This window comes from Salinibacterium sp. SWN167 (assembly GCF_015864665.1).
Lineage (GTDB): Bacteria > Actinomycetota > Actinomycetes > Actinomycetales > Microbacteriaceae > Rhodoglobus.
This window is the reverse complement of the sequence record NZ_JADYWU010000001.1, coordinates 1369057-1384700: the sequence shown is the minus strand read 5'-3', so window position 1 is coordinate 1384700 and position 15644 is coordinate 1369057. Positions and strand designations below refer to the sequence as shown.

At 60.3% G+C, this 15644-nt stretch carries 21 protein-coding genes and 2 tRNA genes; 8 read left to right on the top strand and 15 right to left on the bottom strand.

All coding sequences use genetic code 11. From position 1 onward, the window contains the following. Window positions 1-79: 79 nt before the first annotated feature. Window positions 80-1315 carry a glycerate kinase gene (locus I6E60_RS06650; protein WP_197179387.1) on the top strand — a complete coding sequence of 412 codons (1236 nt, stop codon included), beginning with the start codon at window positions 80-82 and terminating at the stop codon, window positions 1313-1315. Between the two features lie 65 nt (window positions 1316-1380). Here the strand turns inward: I6E60_RS06650 and I6E60_RS06645 are convergent, their stop codons facing one another. From I6E60_RS06645 to msrA, 6 genes are all read right to left on the bottom strand, one after another. After that, complete coding sequence (locus tag I6E60_RS06645; protein ID WP_197124160.1) at window positions 1381-1848, bottom strand: thioesterase family protein; 468 nt, start codon at window positions 1846-1848, stop codon at window positions 1381-1383. Window positions 1849-1850: 2 nt separating this feature from the next. Next, complete coding sequence (gene ettA / locus I6E60_RS06640) at window positions 1851-3533, bottom strand: energy-dependent translational throttle protein EttA (protein ID WP_197124158.1); 1683 nt, start codon at window positions 3531-3533, stop codon at window positions 1851-1853. Window positions 3534-3580: 47 nt separating this feature from the next. Next, complete coding sequence (locus tag I6E60_RS06635; RefSeq protein ID WP_197179385.1) at window positions 3581-4060, bottom strand: hypothetical protein; 480 nt, start codon at window positions 4058-4060, stop codon at window positions 3581-3583. Between the two features lie 70 nt (window positions 4061-4130). After that, window positions 4131-4631, bottom strand: a complete 501-nt coding sequence (locus tag I6E60_RS06630; protein WP_231601144.1) for a single-stranded DNA-binding protein — start codon at window positions 4629-4631, stop codon at window positions 4131-4133. 202 nt (window positions 4632-4833) lie between these two features. After that, complete coding sequence (locus tag I6E60_RS06625; RefSeq protein WP_197105985.1) at window positions 4834-5046, bottom strand: methyltransferase; 213 nt, start codon at window positions 5044-5046, stop codon at window positions 4834-4836. A 127-nt stretch (window positions 5047-5173) separates the two neighbouring features. Further along, complete coding sequence (msrA, locus tag I6E60_RS06620; protein ID WP_197179383.1) at window positions 5174-5695, bottom strand: peptide-methionine (S)-S-oxide reductase MsrA; 522 nt, start codon at window positions 5693-5695, stop codon at window positions 5174-5176. A gap of 90 nt (window positions 5696-5785) precedes the next feature. On the opposite strand from msrA, the gene I6E60_RS06615 reads away from it, so the two are divergent. The 3 genes from I6E60_RS06615 (at window position 5786) to I6E60_RS06605 (ending at window position 7866) form a co-directional block, all read left to right on the top strand. Continuing rightward, window positions 5786-6793: an aldo/keto reductase gene (locus I6E60_RS06615; RefSeq protein ID WP_197179381.1), complete on the top strand. Its 1008-nt coding sequence runs from the start codon at window positions 5786-5788 to the stop codon at window positions 6791-6793. 100 nt (window positions 6794-6893) lie between these two features. Beyond that, complete coding sequence (locus I6E60_RS06610; RefSeq protein WP_197124150.1) at window positions 6894-7142, top strand: hypothetical protein; 249 nt, start codon at window positions 6894-6896, stop codon at window positions 7140-7142. 55 nt (window positions 7143-7197) lie between these two features. Continuing rightward, window positions 7198-7866: a hypothetical protein gene (locus I6E60_RS06605; RefSeq protein WP_197124149.1), complete on the top strand. Its 669-nt coding sequence runs from the start codon at window positions 7198-7200 to the stop codon at window positions 7864-7866. Between the two features lie 21 nt (window positions 7867-7887). On the opposite strand, the gene I6E60_RS06600 is transcribed toward I6E60_RS06605, so the two are convergent. From I6E60_RS06600 to I6E60_RS06580, 5 genes are all read right to left on the bottom strand, one after another. Continuing rightward, the gene (locus tag I6E60_RS06600; protein WP_307784407.1) at window positions 7888-8292 is read right to left on the bottom strand and encodes a hypothetical protein; all 405 of its coding nucleotides are present in this window, start codon (window positions 8290-8292) and stop codon (window positions 7888-7890) included. Between the two features lie 9 nt (window positions 8293-8301). Then, on the bottom strand, window positions 8302-8739 hold the full coding sequence (locus I6E60_RS06595; RefSeq protein ID WP_197124147.1) for a DUF1801 domain-containing protein: 438 nt from the start codon (window positions 8737-8739) through the stop codon (window positions 8302-8304). A gap of 25 nt (window positions 8740-8764) precedes the next feature. Continuing rightward, window positions 8765-8837: transfer RNA gene (locus I6E60_RS06590), tRNA-Arg, on the bottom strand. Window positions 8838-8928: 91 nt separating this feature from the next. Next, window positions 8929-9231, bottom strand: a complete 303-nt coding sequence (locus tag I6E60_RS06585; protein ID WP_197179378.1) for a co-chaperone YbbN — start codon at window positions 9229-9231, stop codon at window positions 8929-8931. Further along, a complete protein-coding gene (locus I6E60_RS06580) occupies window positions 9209-9487 on the bottom strand; it encodes an oligoribonuclease (RefSeq protein WP_197105993.1) in 279 nt (92 codons plus the stop codon). Before I6E60_RS06580 ends, I6E60_RS06585 begins: the two co-directional genes overlap by 23 nt. Window positions 9488-9554: 67 nt before the next feature. Between I6E60_RS06580 and orn the strand changes: the two genes are divergently transcribed. Next, on the top strand, window positions 9555-10175 hold the full coding sequence (orn, locus tag I6E60_RS06575) for an oligoribonuclease (RefSeq protein WP_197124146.1): 621 nt from the start codon (window positions 9555-9557) through the stop codon (window positions 10173-10175). A 46-nt stretch (window positions 10176-10221) separates the two neighbouring features. Next, window positions 10222-10297, top strand: a tRNA-His gene (locus tag I6E60_RS06570). A gap of 100 nt (window positions 10298-10397) precedes the next feature. Here I6E60_RS06570 and I6E60_RS06565 read toward each other — a convergent pair. Then, entirely contained in the window at window positions 10398-11891 is a 1494-nt protein-coding gene (locus I6E60_RS06565) for a CotH kinase family protein (RefSeq protein WP_197179376.1), read from the bottom strand. A gap of 107 nt (window positions 11892-11998) precedes the next feature. Between I6E60_RS06565 and I6E60_RS06560 the strand changes: the two genes are divergently transcribed. Continuing rightward, a complete protein-coding gene (locus tag I6E60_RS06560; protein ID WP_197124144.1) occupies window positions 11999-12349 on the top strand; it encodes a metallopeptidase family protein in 351 nt (116 codons plus the stop codon). 46 nt (window positions 12350-12395) lie between these two features. After that, the gene (locus I6E60_RS06555) at window positions 12396-13010 is read left to right on the top strand and encodes a hypothetical protein (RefSeq protein ID WP_307784406.1); all 615 of its coding nucleotides are present in this window, start codon (window positions 12396-12398) and stop codon (window positions 13008-13010) included. Here the strand turns inward: I6E60_RS06555 and I6E60_RS06550 are convergent. Genes I6E60_RS06550 through I6E60_RS06540 form a run of 3 tightly spaced genes read right to left on the bottom strand, consistent with a single transcriptional unit; the run spans window position 13007 to window position 15643 of the window. Then, entirely contained in the window at window positions 13007-13534 is a 528-nt protein-coding gene (locus I6E60_RS06550) for an ATP-binding protein (protein ID WP_231601143.1), read from the bottom strand. The two genes, I6E60_RS06555 and I6E60_RS06550, sit on opposite strands and share 4 nt — an antisense overlap. Further along, on the bottom strand, window positions 13527-14282 hold the full coding sequence (locus tag I6E60_RS06545) for an energy-coupling factor transporter transmembrane protein EcfT (protein ID WP_197179373.1): 756 nt from the start codon (window positions 14280-14282) through the stop codon (window positions 13527-13529). Before I6E60_RS06545 ends, I6E60_RS06550 begins: the two co-directional genes overlap by 8 nt. Next, entirely contained in the window at window positions 14279-15643 is a 1365-nt protein-coding gene (locus I6E60_RS06540) for an ABC transporter ATP-binding protein (protein WP_197179371.1), read from the bottom strand. The genes I6E60_RS06545 and I6E60_RS06540 overlap by 4 nt, the downstream gene beginning before the upstream one ends. Between the last annotated feature and the right edge of the window lies 1 nt (window position 15644).

Below are 15644 nucleotides of genomic sequence, written 5' to 3'. Positions count from 1 at the left end.
AACTCACGAAAAGGGGTCGCCTTCGGGCGGCCCCTTTTTGCGTGCGCACGGCAACCATCCAGTGTCACGCTAGGGTCGAATGGTGCCAGCAATTGATAATCCTGTCGTCGTCATCGCTCCCGATTCGTTCAAAGGCAGCCTGAGCGCTGCGGATGCCGCGGCGGCTCTCGAACGTGGAGTCCGCGAAATGCTTCCCGAGTCAGCCACCGTGCTCACATTCCCCATGGCTGACGGCGGAGAAGGTTCCCTCGACGCCGTACTGGCCGCCTGGCTCCAACCAGCGCTCACGATGACGACGACCGATGCCATCGGTCGCAAACGCGAAGCCAGCTACGGACTCGACAGCGAAGGTCGCCGGGCGATCATTGAAGCAGCACAGTCCAACGGGCTCCCCCACGTCAGCGATGTTCCGCTGCAAGCACTGCGCGCCGACAGCTACGGCGTCGGCGTCATCGCCGCACGCCTCATTGAAAATGGCGCGCGCGACGTGACGCTCTTTCTCGGCGGCTCAGCAACCACCGACGGCGGCACAGGCATCCTCCGCGCACTCGGTGCGCGATTCCTCGACGCCGAGGGCGACGAACTGGCACCCGGAGGGGGCGCGCTAGCCTCCCTCTCAACGATCGACCTCAGCGGTCTCATTGCCGGCGCACTGGAGACGCAGTGGCGCATCGCCGTCGATGTGACCAACCCACTGGTGGGAGAACAGGGCGCAGCCCACGTCTTCGGGCCTCAGAAGGGGGCTTCGGCATCCGATGTCGCTGTCTTGGATGCCGGGCTCACCCGCCTAGCCGAAGTGCTGGCAGAGACGCCGCTGGCTGTCGAGCGCGGCTTCTCTGCCGCCGGAATCTGCGCGTTGCCCGGCATCGGTGCCGGCGGCGGAATGGCCGCTCCCCTCGTGGCACTATTCGGTGCCGAGCTCGTTCCCGGCGCCCAGCTTGTGGCGGATGCCATTGGCCTGAGCAAGGTCGTCGCCAGCGCCGACATTATTCTCACCGGCGAGGGCCGCTTCGATTCGCAGTCGCTCGACGGCAAAGTTGTCGATTACCTGCGCGGCGCTAAAGGCCCGAGCGGGTGGCTTGCGGTTATTGCAGGCAGCGTGGGAATGAGCCCGAGTGAGGCGAAGGCTGCCGGCATCGACGTAGCCCTTCCGCTGGGCTCAGGCATCGAGAGCCGCAAAGAGCTCTTTCAACTGGCGGCTCCACTACTAGAGGCGCGGGGCGCTCACGCGATTGCCGAATGGTTCGAACCCACCGACCTTGACGCCGAATTCAGAGACGAAGAGGGCGACGACGACGCGAGGCTCGGCAACTAGCGTCTGGCAGCTAGTGCGTGGCAACTAGCGTCTGACAGCTAGCACCTGGGAATTAGCGCGTGCAACTAACGCCGCTTGGCGAATTGAAGCGGTTCTTCGGCGTAGTCGTTGAATACAGCCCGTTGCGCTTGGCTGATGCGCATGGGCCGTGAGGTTGCAGCATCAACAAGCACCAATGTCGTGGATGCTCGAACGAAAAGCAGCTGCGGTTCAGCGCCCTCCGGGCTGTAAATCTCGTAGCAAACTTCGAGGCTTGCTCCCCCGACGCGCCCGATCCACATCTGGATGTCGATGGGTTCGCGCATGTACGGGATCGGCAGCAGGTACTCGATTTCTTGCCGCGCAATGAGCGTCATGGTGTCGCCGCCGGGGCGACCATCGAGCACGGCGGTGAGGGGCGCATCCGCTCCCGCTACTGGCCAGAATGCGTGAATGCGCGCCTCTTCGAGCAGGCGAAACACTTCGGCGTTGTTGACGTGTTGGTACGCGTCTACATCTGACCAGCGCAGCGGGAGCGGAATGTGCAACCTCATGGCTAGTCGCGCGTGAGCTTGCGGTAAGCGCTGCGGTGAGGCTTGGCCGCGTCGGGTCCAAGGCGCTCGATCTTGTTTTCTTCGTAAGCGTCGAAGTTTCCCTCGAACCAGTGCCAGTAGCCCGGGTTCGCTTCCGTGCCTTCGTAGGCGAGGATGTGGGTCGCGATGCGGTCGAGGAACCACCTATCGTGAGTGATCACCACAGCACAGCCGGGGAATTCGAGCAATGCGTTCTCGAGGCTTCCGAGAGTTTCAACGTCGAGGTCGTTAGTCGGTTCGTCGAGCAGCAAGAGGTTTCCGCCCTGCTTGAGCGTGAGCGCGAGGTTCAAACGGTTGCGCTCACCACCGGAAAGAACGCCAGCCTTCTTCTGCTGGTCTGGTCCCTTGAAGCCGAACTGCGACACGTACCCGCGCGACGGAATTTCAGTCTTGCCGACCTGGATGTAGTCCTGGCCGTCGGAGACAACTTCCCACAGTGTTTTATTGGGGTCGATTCCGCCGCGGCTTTGGTCGACGTAGGAGATGTCGACGGTCTCGCCGACCTTGAGATCTCCTGAGTCGAGGGGCTCAAGACCAACGATGGTCTTGAAGAGAGTGGTCTTTCCGACACCGTTGGGGCCGATGACGCCGACGATTCCGTTTCGCGGAAGAGTGAAGCTCAGCCCGTCGATGAGAATGCGCTCGTCGAAGCCCTTCTTGAGGTTCTTGGCATCGATAACCTGTGAACCCAGACGCGGACCCATGGGGATAACGATCTCCTCGAAGTCCAACTTTCTGGTCTTCTCTGCCTCGTTCGCCATTTCTTCGTAGCGTGCGAGGCGGGCCTTCGACTTGGTCTGGCGGCCTTTGGAGTTTGAGCGCACCCATTCGAGTTCGCTCGAGAGTCGCTTGGCGAGCTTGGCATCTTTCTTGCCCTGCACTTGAAGACGCTCTTGCTTCTTCTCGAGGTAGGTCGAGTAGTTGCCCTCGTAGGGGTAGAGGTGGCCGCGGTCAACTTCAGCAATCCACTCGGCGACGTGGTCGAGGAAGTACCTATCGTGGGTTACGGCCAGTACGGCGCCCGGGTACTTGGAGAGGTGCTGCTCGAGCCAGAGAACACTTTCGGCGTCGAGGTGGTTAGTGGGCTCATCGAGAAGCAGCAGGTCGGGCTTCTGAAGGAGCAGCTTGGTGAGCGCAACGCGGCGCTTTTCTCCACCGGAAAGTTTGTTGACGGGCCAGTCTCCGGGAGGAGTGCGAAGAGCATCCATTGCCTGTTCGAGCTGGGAGTCGAGGTCCCACGCGTCGGCGGCGTCGATCTCCTCTTGAAGCGTGCCCATTTCGGCCAGAAGGGCGTCAAAGTCTGCGTCAGGTTCGGCCATCTCGAGGCCGATAGCCGCGTGACGGTCGACTTTGGCCTTGATCGGCCCAACGCCTTCTTGCACGTTTTCGAGAACAGTCTTGCTCTCATCGAGCTCGGGTTCCTGCATGAGGATGCCGACGCTGTAGCCGGGGCTCAGCCGAGCTTCACCGTTGCTCGGGGTGTCGAGCCCGGCCATGATCTTGAGGATGGTGGACTTACCGGCACCGTTGGGGCCAACCACACCGATCTTTGCGCCGGGATAGAACGACATCGTGACGTCGTCAAGAATGAGTTTGTCGCCGACCGCTTTTCGCGCGCGCACCATGGAATAAATGAATTCGGCCATGTGACCATTCTACGGAGCGCCGGGCGTGAGTCGAACCCGATTGGCGACTACCAGTCGATTGCGCGGGTCTTTCCGACAAGACAGCCACCGGTGCCCAAAAGCGGTTCGATGGATGAGGCGTAATTATCGGGAGCAAACTGACCGAGTAGGCACTCCCCCTTGATGCGCACGGAGACCACGATGGAGTCGGCGGCAAGGCCAATTGCGGTGGTGTCGGCGGTGATTTCCATGTCTTGCTTCTCGAAGCCATTGTCGATGAGGTTGTCAACGATGGTGCGACCATCTCCGCGACCATTTGCTTCGAAGTATTCGGTGTTGATCTGGTCGAAGAATTGACGGTTAGCGACGGCATTCTCGCCGGGGCGCAACATGGGGGCAGTCTCGCTGGCTTCGGGAGCCGGCGTCGTTGATGCCGTGGGGGTTGCTGTCGGTTCTGGCGTTTCCGCTACGCAACCGCTGAGCGCGACTGCTGCCGCCAAGGTGAGGGCAAGAACTGCGCCGAGTCGGCGAGTGGGTCGTACGCGCATTGCATTCCCTTCATCGGCCACGAGACTTCAGGGCCGCATCAAGTCTAGATTGCTTGCGCGCACGATCCGCTCAGAAGGGCGTGACTGCGCTGCTTCCTGCCGCAATGAGCTCGCCTTCTTCAGCGGCGTCAGTTTCAGTTTCAGTTTCAGTTTCAGCGTCAGCTGCGGGGAACGTATCGTCGCTCTCGGCCTGGTGACTCGCTGAGCTCACGCTGGAGATGGTGCGGGAGAACTGGGCCGTTCCCCACATAAGGTCGTGACCGAGCGAGTCAGCTTCGATTTCGATATTGGTGCCGCTGCGGTCAGCGTTCTCCCATTCGCGAATCTTCAGCCGCCCGCTGAGCACGACACGGTCGCCCTTGCCGATCGACGCAGCACTGTTGATCGCTAGCTGGCGGAACGACGTGATCGTGTACCAGTTAGTTTCGCCATCAATCCACCGCTGATTGCTGCGGTCAAACCGACGCTGCGTAGACGCGAGCCGGAATGACGTAATGGGCAAACCTTCACTCGTGACGATGTGCCGTGGGGTCGTCGCGACGAGCCCCGAAACGGTAATGGTGTCTGACATATCTGCTCCTTGGTCTGGGCCACGAAGCGAACAACGCGGCCGATGTGGGAGACAGATGCGGGCCGACACTCGTGCCGGGAAGCCGACCCGGCATCCGTCTGACACCAGTGTTCGTCAGCACGCCACAGTGAGCGAGCTGCGTCTCAGCATCTGTGGATGCCGGACACACCGCGCCCGCAATCAGGAGAAGTGAGCGGTCAGCCTAGTGCTCGCGGAACTCAGGCCACGCCGTGCCGGGAAGCAGGTTTGCGTGCAGGGCAGCCTTCGCGGCATCCAGAGTCGGATAGACCGCTCGATAATCTTCGTCTTTCAATAACTTGAAGGTGAACCCGTCTGTTACCCGGTGCACCGAGCCAACTGCCCCTGCCTGAGTGAATGCCACCCAGGTTTGTCCGGTCAGAGTGTGGTTTGTCATTTCCGAACCTCCTTCGAATTAGTGAGAAAGCGACGCCACTGTCGCTTGTTAACGACCGTACGCCGCCTCGCGACGAAGATAAAGACCTTCGTGCGAGACGGCGCACAGATTGTGTTGCTGCCGAGGACTACTTGATGTAGCTCGAGAACGATGAACGAATTTTATTGACCTTGGGCAATGCAACCGCCATGCAATAACCCTGACCGGGGTTCTTTGCGAAGAAGTCCTGATGGTAGTCCTCGGCGTTGTAGTAGGTGTTGAGCGGCTCGATCGTGGTCACGATGCCACCATCCCAATATCCGGATGCGCGATCGCGAGCCGCTTCGAAGAGTGCCTTTTGCTCGTCATCCTCGTAAAACATCGCCGAACGGTACGACGAGCCGACGTCGTTGCCTTGACGATTGAGCTGACGCGGGTCGTGCAGCGTGAAGTACACGTCAAGAATTACTTCGTCGGGGATAACCTCAGGATCAAAGGTGACCGCAACCGCTTCAGCGTGGCCCGTGGTCTCAGTGCAGACCAGCTCATAGCTGGGGTTCGCGACGTGGCCGCCGGTGTAGCCGGAGACAACATCGGTCACGCCGTTGAGGGTGCGATAAACCGCGTCGAGGCACCAGAAACAGCCGCCTGCGAGATGAAATGTGTGCATAAGTTGAGCCTACTTTCTTGGGCTGGATGTCTCATACAACGCACACTGCACGTACTGTGTTCCCTCAATCACTGGGCATATGCTGAACGAATGCCTTACGACGCCTCCCCCGCCAGATATGACACCGCCGAATACCACCGCGTAGGCCATAGCGGCCTCAAGCTCCCCGCAATCTCACTGGGACTGTGGAACAACTTTGGTGACGATCGCCCTCGCGCAACACAGCGCGCCATTCTTCGCCGCGCTTTCGATCTCGGCATCACTCACTTCGATCTGGCCAATAACTACGGCCCCGAAATCGGCGCCGCCGAGCGCAACTTTGGCGAGATTTTCGCCGACGACTTTGCGCCCTACCGCGACGAAATGATCGTCTCGACGAAGGCCGGCTTCGACATGGGCCCGGGCCCGTACCAAGACTTCGGTTCGCGCAAGTACTTGATCTCCTCGCTCGACGCCAGCCTCGACCGCATGGGTCTCGACTACGTCGACATTTACTACCACCACCGCCCCGACCCCGAGACCCCCATCGAAGAAACCATGGGCGCCCTCGCGACTGCCGTGAACTCGGGCAAAGCGCTCTACGTCGGCGTCTCTAGCTACAGCCCCGAACAGACCCTCGCCGCCCAGGAAGCACTCGCCGAATACGGCATCCCTCTCACGATTCACCAGCCGCGCTACAACATGTTTGACCGCCATATCGAAGACGGGCTGTTCCCCGTGCTCGACCAGATCGGTGCTGGCAGCATCGTGTTCTCGCCGCTTGCTCAGGGCCTACTGACCGACCGCTACATGGATGGCACGATCCCCGAGGGATCCCGGGCTTCTGAGGGCCGCTGGCTTCAGCCCGGCCCCCTCAGCGACACGTACCTACAGCGCGTTCGCGCTCTCAATGAGATTGCCCAGAACCGCGGACAAAGCCTTGCTCAGCTCGCGCTGACGTGGGTGCTGCGGCATCCGCAGATCACGTCAGCTCTCGTCGGAGCCAGCAGCGTCTCGCAATTGGAGAACAACTTTGCCGCCCTCGAAGGCCCAGCATTGACGGATGCCGAACTGGCCGCCATCGAGCCTCTCGCAGTCGACGGTACAGCTTTGCGCTAACCCAACCTCGTCATTGAGGTGCTCCTGACGCACGAATGTCAGTGTTCGAACATATATTCGAACAACACACATTTGCGTTCGATATTTGTCAGGAGCACCCATGACCACCACTCTCGATTTCGCTGGCACCACGCGCTCGATTCGCTCAAGCGTTGTGACTGTTCAACTCAACGACGATCTCTGGCGCATTACGCGCCAGGATGGCGAAGTGTTGGGCTATGTGCACCGCTGGCAATCCGCCGCAGGTTTTCGCTTTCAAGCCAAGCGCATGCTGCAACGCCAACGTCGTTTCTTGCCTCTCGGAGATTTCTGGACCATCGACGATGCTCTCGATATCTTCCGGTTTTGATGTGACGCGCCTGTCGCTATCAGGTCACGCGCGCTAGCCGGGTTACAGTGCCAACATGATTCTTGAGTGGTGGAACGACATCGTCGACTGGTTCAACTCCGATGCGGGCTGGACGTTTATCACGAACGCTCTGGTGCCCTTCCTCGCGATTGTTGTCGGAGGCATCATTGTTGGTCTCATTGCGCGCTCATCGCTGCGTCGCCTCATCAGCCACCAAGACCGCCAAGCCAAGGCTGCCGCTGTCGCTGCCCTCATTTCATCTGGCCGTCGCGCTGCCGCCTGGAGCACTCTCTCCGCTGGCGAAAAAGAGCACGTCGACTACCAGGCAAGCGAAGCCGAAGTTCGAGTGCGCCTTCTCCCCCTCAAGGGCGCAAACATCGCCGCCGACTGGGCTTCTCACAAGCTCGCGGCTATGAAGAAGAACTCCGTCAATTACAGCTTCCAAGCCGAACAAGACCTCGCAGAGCTTCAAGACGGCCTCATCGACTGGCAAGCCCGTCCCGGCCGCGCCAAGAAGCTCTTCGCCCAAGACCTCGCCAGCTGGAAGTACGAGACCGGCGAAGCTGAAGACGAACTCGTCGTCAAGCAGCAAGAATGGGCGTCGCGTCAAGCCGCCGAAGGCAGCTCGACACCGTCTACGGCTTCGTCCACTCCGCCGTCTTCCGCTACCGCGTCAGGCTCGGAGCCGACCCCGACCGTCGTCATCACTCCCGACCGGGACTAACGAAGTGGACCGCCACACGCCTTAGGCGTCAGGTCCTTCAACCGCAACAACACGGGCAGACCACGGACAAAAAGTGTCTGAGGTCAGAATCTCATCTTCGACATACTGCGGAATACCATCGCATGCCTCGGTCGTGATGTTCGTGAACTCAAGCGTGGCAGGGTCGATGTGCCACGACCACGGTGTGTTTACCGACGACGCTTCCCGCACGACGACTCCCTGAGGCACCGCGGCCAGGTTCTCCCCCGCCAGCAGCGCTTGAGCGTGCTCAACGAGTTCCGGGGTTGCCAACTCGATCGTGAACTGACCACCGCTGGAAACCTCGAAAACAGCGACCGTCGGCTCGGGCCCTGCAATGCAGCCCGAAAGCGCCATCGAGGTCGCCCCCACCATCACAATCGCCGCGAGAACAGGCCGATATCTCACGCCGCAGCCTCAGTCATTCTCGGCGAGGGCGTCGTAGTCGAAACGGGCGACCTCATAGCTGCGCGTCAACAGCTCCTCAAGAACCGCAAGATCGACATCCGCCAACTTCTTGATATAAAGACAGCCCACCGCCAGTTCATGGGTGCCCAGTCGCTCCAGCAGCTCCGGGAACTCCCGAAAATTGCGAGCCGTGTACAGCGAGATTGTGGCCTTGCGCGGAGAGAAACCAATCGTGGCCGTATCGCCCTCACGACCGGTGGCATACCGATAGTGACTAGAGCCGAACCCAATGATGGAGATGCCCCACATCACTGCAGGCTGGCCAGAGGCACGCCCGAAGATGTCCAGAAGAGTCTGCGCCTCATCCCGCCGGCGTTCGGTCGGCACGGAGTCGATGAACTCGGCAACGGTGACCGTGGTGGGGGCCGTTTTGTTCGGTGTGTTCACGTCAGGACCGTCCCCTTCGATGCGGTGCCCTCGGCAGGATTCGAACCTGCGGCCAAGAGATTAGAAGGCTCCTGCTCTATCCCCTGAGCTACGAGGGCGGGGTATACGTGTTAAACGATAGCGCGTTAGTCGCACGATGACGTATCAGCCGCACGCTGGCCTATCAGCGCGACCATCGCCTAGCAGCCGCTATACGGCTTTCGCGAGCGCTACCAGCATCTGGTTCAGTGTTGGCGCACCCTGGGCGCGAAAAACTTCTTCACCCTGCGCAGACACAATCACGATGGTCGGAGTCGAGGTGATGCCAGCCTGCTCGGCACGCTCTGCCTCACGTGCGACATCCAATTCTGCATAGGTCACGGCTGGTACGAGGCGCGCCACCTCGTCGAGGGTTCGGCGCGCCGTCGCACACGGGTCACAGAATGCAGACGAAAAGAACAGCACCGTTGGCTGCTCAGAGGTGTTGCTGTTAGAGGTCGTTTCGTTCGTCAAGGTCTTCCAGAGGGTCGCTATCGGCCTGATCCCACGTGTACGTCACGTGGACTTTGTCGCCGACCTGCTTCGCTACCGGAGATTCGTACCGCAATTGCGTCTCGGAACCTACAGCGTCTGCAGCGATCAGGGTCACATAATCATCCCATCCCTCCTCGGTTGCAATACGCGTATCGTTCTGGCCGTTGTACGGGCCGCCGACAAAAAACACGATGTACTCGTCGCCGTGCGCGAGAGTGGGGGTTGATTCGCTCATGACCATAGGTTTACCAGACAAGAGTGGGCGAACGCTGGTGACATTTCGGGAGCGGTAGAATCAGCACATGGCATCACACGCTGATTATCTGGTTTGGATCGACTGCGAGATGACGGGATTGGATGTCGAAATCGACGAACTCGTCGAAGTTGCGGTGGTGATCACCGACTACGACCTCGTTCCCGTCGATGAGGGGATGACGATTGTCATCAAGCCCAGTGAGGCCGCTCTCGAAAATATGGGCGAGTTCGTCACCGCCATGCACACCTCGAGCGGACTCATCGAAGAGATGCCCAACGGTGTTTCTCTTGCGGATGCCGAGTTCGCCGTGAACGAATACATCGTGCGCTACGTGCCGAACGCCCGCACCGCCCCCATGGCCGGTAACACCATTGGCACCGACCGCACCTTCTTGGCCAAGTACATGCCACGTGTCGACACTCACCTGCATTACCGCAGCGTCGATGTGTCGTCGATCAAAGAGCTTTCGAAGCGTTGGTTCCCGCGCGTGTACTTCAATGCGCCGGATAAAAACGGCGGACACCGGGCTCTTGCCGACATTCTCGAATCGATTCGTGAACTCGATTACTACCGCAAAGCGGTCTTTGTGGGCGAGCCAGGACCGACGACAGAACAGGTTCAGTCAATTTCTGCGGACGTAGTGGCTGGATTCGCTCCGCGGTTGTAATACACTTATACAGTTGCTTATCGTCGCAGGGCGAAAATCAACCTTGGTGGGCGTAGCTCAGTTGGTAGAGCGCTGGCTTGTGGAGCCGGAAGTCGCGGGTTCGAGCCCCGTCGTTCACCCCAAGATAATGAGGCCCAACCCCTCGCGAGACATCATGTTTGTCTCGAGGGGTTGGGCCTCATTTTTGTTTTTGCCGGCGCCCTGCAGCGAGCGACCTACGAATCATCGACCGCCCGGTCGTGTGCCTTCTTGAGCACCGCCTTGCCCTGCCGTGGTTTCTTGCACTTCCCCGGATGAGTAGGCAAGTATCGTTTCCGTTTCGGATTCCAGCACTGCGCTGTCGACGAGATCAGCTGCCTCATCAGCAAGCGTTTCGGAGCGCGACTCCACGATGCTGGCAAATTGCCCGCTCTCGAAAATCTCCTCCTGCAACTCTTCGAGCGCATCCTCGTACATCGCAGCAAACTCCGGAGTTTCTGTGAACCGTGTTGTCAGAATGTTGTTGCCTTGCTGAGACTGTCCACCGCCGGCGGCATCCCCGCCGCCTTCGGCAGGCAAGCCTCCGGGAGCAGCACCCTCAGGGGCGCCGCTCGGACGCTCGCCCTCGGGGAGGTCGTCGCCGGGAAGCGCACCTTCGGGAAGCTCGCCTTCGGGAAGCTCGCCTTCGGGAAGCTCGCCGCCGGGACGCGCACCTTCTGGCGCTGCGTCGCCCGCCGCGCCTCCGCCGGCTTCGTTTACCGTGCCGAACGCCAAGTTATGGTCCCAGGCGAGGACTGACATGAGCCCAGAATCTGGGTCGTAATAGAGGTACGAGTTGTTACCAGGCCCATCAATGTCGTCAAAGTTATCAATAAGATCTTCAACCGCGAGGTATCGCGCGAAGGATTCCACGTCGAGAACCTCGGGAAGTTGAGCGACAAACTCTTCGTCTGTCGTGTTGTTTACGACATCGAGAAAGTCGACGAGGGGCTCGTAGTCATCATCTCCGGCCTCGCGATCAAACACGTCCGTGTAGAGCTCCGGGTCGTCACCTAACCAGGAGTAATCGCCTTCGCTCTCTGCCTTCCACAGGATGCCATCATCCGAGGGCAGCAATCCCGCCTCGTAGTTTCGTTCTATCCACGATTGGTTCGGCACCGCGACAGTGAGAAGCAACGTCTCTTCGCTGCCGTTCACGGAGAACCGTGTCGCAACTGATTCTTCGCTCGCCAACCCAGCAGCGCTCAACGTCTCAAGAGCAACAGCCTCGTTCAGTGAGGTCTCAGTGTTGTTCGAGCGCACCACAACATCGGTGACCCCCTCGATGCTTTGTCCGTCAACATACTTATCGAGACGAATTCTCCAGGGCAATTCTTCAATGGGAGTGTCCGCGGTTACTCCAAGCAAACTCGAGTTTCCTTTGAGCTTGATTCCCACCTGCTCGTAGGTCGTGCCGTCGATAACCACGGTCGCTTCCAGCCACTCCTTATCGCCGGAATCGAGATACGTCTCGACCATCGCTAGAACCTCGTCGCTATCGACGTCAATTTCGATCGAGTGGACAACAGCAGAGTCGAAAAACGAGTCCGCTTCAGTCGTGAGACTCACGTTCACAAAGTCGGTGGTCCCTGTACTGCCCGCGGTGTCCGTCGAACCCACGGAGCAGCTCGCGAGTGTGAGAGTGAGAGTGAGAACGACGGTAGTGCTGACTACGCCCCATAACTTTTTTCTTTGCATGAGTGCGACGCTAAAGAAAGTTTCTATCGGTTTGCTAAGACCACCACGGGAGTTCCTCGGGAACCCGCACTCTCATTCTTCCCAGCAGACACTGACAAGCTGGCTCTATGGAAAATCTCGACCAGAAACAGTTCGAAGCGCTTGTGGTCGAAGGGCTCGATGCGCTGGACGACGAAATTGTCGATGGTCTTGAGAATGTGGTGTTTGTCACCGAGGATCGCCCAGAAGACGGCTCCCTCAACGTTCTGGGCCTCTACAACGGGGTCGCGATCACCAGTCGCGGCCAATATGGCTATGGCGAGCTGCCCGATCGCATTGTTCTCTATCGCGAGCCACTACTAGCGATGTGCCCGACGCTCGACGATTTGAAGAGGCAGATCAACATCACGCTGATTCATGAAATCGGGCACTACTACGGCATCGATGACCAACATTTGCACGAACTCGGCTGGGCCTAACCGTCGTTGAGCCGACAAGGGTCGATGACCGCGTAGGATTTCGTGAGTGTCACGAACCTCAGGAGGATTGATGATTTCGAGCAAGCGCGCGAGTGCGTTGTTGATGGCCCCCGCAGTGCTGCTGGTGCTGTCTGGTTGCGCACTGATCGAACCCGCCGATACCAGCGAGCCGCCGACGGCCATGGAATTGTGCGCGATGGGTCACACGTGGACGCTCGACACCGTCGATCTCTCGGAGAAGTTGCTCGCAGAGCTCCCCTCCGAAGACGTTCCTGCCAAGGCGGTTGAGCCCAGCGGTGGCCAGACCCTCACGTGGGGCAGCGATGGCGCCGTCACGATTGATTCCGACCTCGTGTTCACGATCACGGCGGAGCCGAAAAAGGACCAGATCATGACGATCACGCAGTCCTACACCGGCACCGTAAAGGGCAAGGCTCTGATCAATGTGGATGTCGCAATCCCTCGCGATTGGGATGTGTCGGAATACACCGTTGACACCTCGGCCACGCTCGCCGATGAGCCTGTCGAAGAGCTGACGTACACGATTCCGCGCAGCGACTTCGATGACATGCTCGGTCTCGTGGTCACGTGTGAGGCTGACGTCATGACGGTCAACCCACGCGGAACCGATCTCGTTCAGGTCTGGAACAAAGCTAACTAGCGCTTGTCGAACCAGCGGGAGATATCGGCGCCGTCGAGTAGCTCATCCGCCAGTTCTTGAGGTTTTTCGCGCGCCATAAAACGAAGTTCTTGGCGGGCCCAGCGCTCCCAGTGCGGCGCGTAGGAGTCTCCGTCACGGTCCAGTGCCCGCTTCTTGCGTGAGGCGTCATCTAGCTCGACCCAAATGCCGTGGTCGACAAGAGGGGCGGATGCGCGACTCAGCGCTCCGATTCCTTCGAGGATGATGGGCCGATCACCGTCGAGTTCGCGCCAGGGCCCCGGCGAATCGGTGAGCCAGTTCCATTCTTGCCACCGCAGTTCGGTGAGGATGCGGGGAACGAGCGCGCTAGCGGCATCCAACCCATCCCAGCCGGGATAGAAATCATCGAGCTTCACCAGCTGCACCTCTGGCCAGGCTGCGGCCATGGCGCGGCCCAACTCTGTCTTGCCCGACCCTGAGCGGCCGTCGATGAGGCACCGCCAGCGCGGAGCAGGCAGAGGCGGAGGCTGCTGAGAGTTAGCCAACAATCAGATTCCAACTTCCGGTGAGCACAGCAACGACTGTAGCGGTGACGCCGATGAGAAGGCCCACAAGCAGCGTGAGCCACTCGGCCCGCCCCCACGGAGACTTACGGGCCCAGGTGCGGGGAGTATCGCCGCCAAACCCGCGGGCTTCCATCGCGATAGACAGCTTGCTGCCTCTACGGATCGAGAGCACGAGAAGCGCAAAACCTTGACCGGCAATGCGGCGCACACGGCCACGGTCTGCCACACCGCGAGCGCGACGCGCGAGTTCGAGCGAGCGCCAGTCCTCAAGAAAGAGGCCAACCATCCGCACGGCGGCGAGAGCGCCAATAACGAAGCGGTCGGGCAACCGGAGTCGCTGGGCAAGACCGTCTGCAAAGTCAGTGGGATCGATCGAGATGAACAGCACAACTGCGGGAAGGCCGATCGCGAGCACGCGCAAGAAGGTTGCTAGAGCGAGCTCGATCGAACCATCGCTGATTCTTATCAACAGGAACTCGAAGTACACGGTGCCGTCGTAGCGGCCGTAGAGCAGGATCGTGAGAGCGGTCAGCGGCGCGGCCAGCCACACCGGCAAGGTGCGCAGCCAGAAGCGTTTCGGCTCAATCCCGAAGAACGCGATGATGGCAAGCTCGAGCACCAGCGCGGTCGTCGCCGATACCCAATCGATCGTGGCGAGCAAGAACAGGCTCACGATGAGCCCCGCTCCAAGTTTGGCCACGGGATTCACCGACGCGATAGGGATCATTCGAGCACCACTGTTGAGTCGGCGAGTGCAGCGACGAAATCTAGATCGTGGCTCACAGCGATGACGCTGCTGCCGTCATCCACGAGCCGTGCCAGCAGAGCCAGCAGTTCGCTCCAGGTGCGCGAATCTTGCCCGAACGTGGGTTCGTCGAGCACGAGCACCTGCGGCCGCGTAGCAAGGGCTGTGGCGACGCTCAGACGACGCTTTTCGCCCCCCGAGAGCGTGAACGGATTGGCTTCGGCTAACCGGTCTAGGCGGAGTCTCGTGAGCAACTCCTCAACGCGAGCATCCACTTCAGAGTCCGGAAGTTTTAACGCCCGCGGTCCGACTTCGAGCTCAGCACGCACCGTGCTCGTCAGCAATTGATGTTCCGGGTCCTGAAAGACAGTTCCGATGCGGGTCAACAGCTTGCGGGACTTCCAGCGGATCGGATGCTCCCCCGCACCAGTGGCGAGCGCCGGGCTCGCCACAACGGCACCACCGACGGGTGGCAAGAGCCCACCCAGGGTGAGGGCGAGTGTGGACTTTCCAACCCCGTTAGGACCGGTGATGGCAAGAGCATGGCTGCTCAGAATCTCCAGGTCGAGAGGAGCGCCGAGCGCGTGATTGCTCCGGCCAACGGTCAGCTGGCGAGCACTGAGCAGAGTGTGTTGCGGGCCCCGCTCTGCCCTCACCGGGCGCGGCGGCGGATACTGCGGGATCCAGACGCCCCGAGCGGCGAGCTCCTTGCCCTGCCGTGCGAGAACGTCGGCGGGTGCGCCATCGGCGATGACTCCCCCGCCGGCGGCGAGTACCACGATGCGGTCAACAACGTCGCTCCACACGGAGACGCGATGTTCGACAACCACGATCGTGGCGCCGGTCGATTCTGCGACCCGGATGACGGCATCCCGAACCTCGGTCACCCCCTCAGGGTCAAGGTTCGCCGTCGGTTCGTCGAGCACAATCAGGCCGGGCCTCATAGCCAGCACTCCGGCGAGCGCGAGCCGTTGTTTCTGACCACCTGACAGAGCGCTGGTGTTGCGATCGAGGGACACGTCGAGACCGACCGCAGCGAGACTATCGCGCACGCGCAACCAGATCTCGTCGCGCGGTACACCCAAGTTTTCGCAACCGAAAGCAACATCATCTCCGACGCGCTCCAAGATCACTTGACTGTCGGGGTCTTGAATCACCAACCCCGTGCGGCCACGATGAGCGGCCGGATGTTCGCCATCGACGAGAAGCGAACCCTCTGTTTCGCCTTCGTCGTCGCCAACTACTCCGGCGAGGGCATGCAGAAACGTCGACTTTCCCGCCCCGGATTCGCCGAGGAGCAATACACGTTCGCCGGGGTCAATGCGCAGGTCGAGACCACGCACC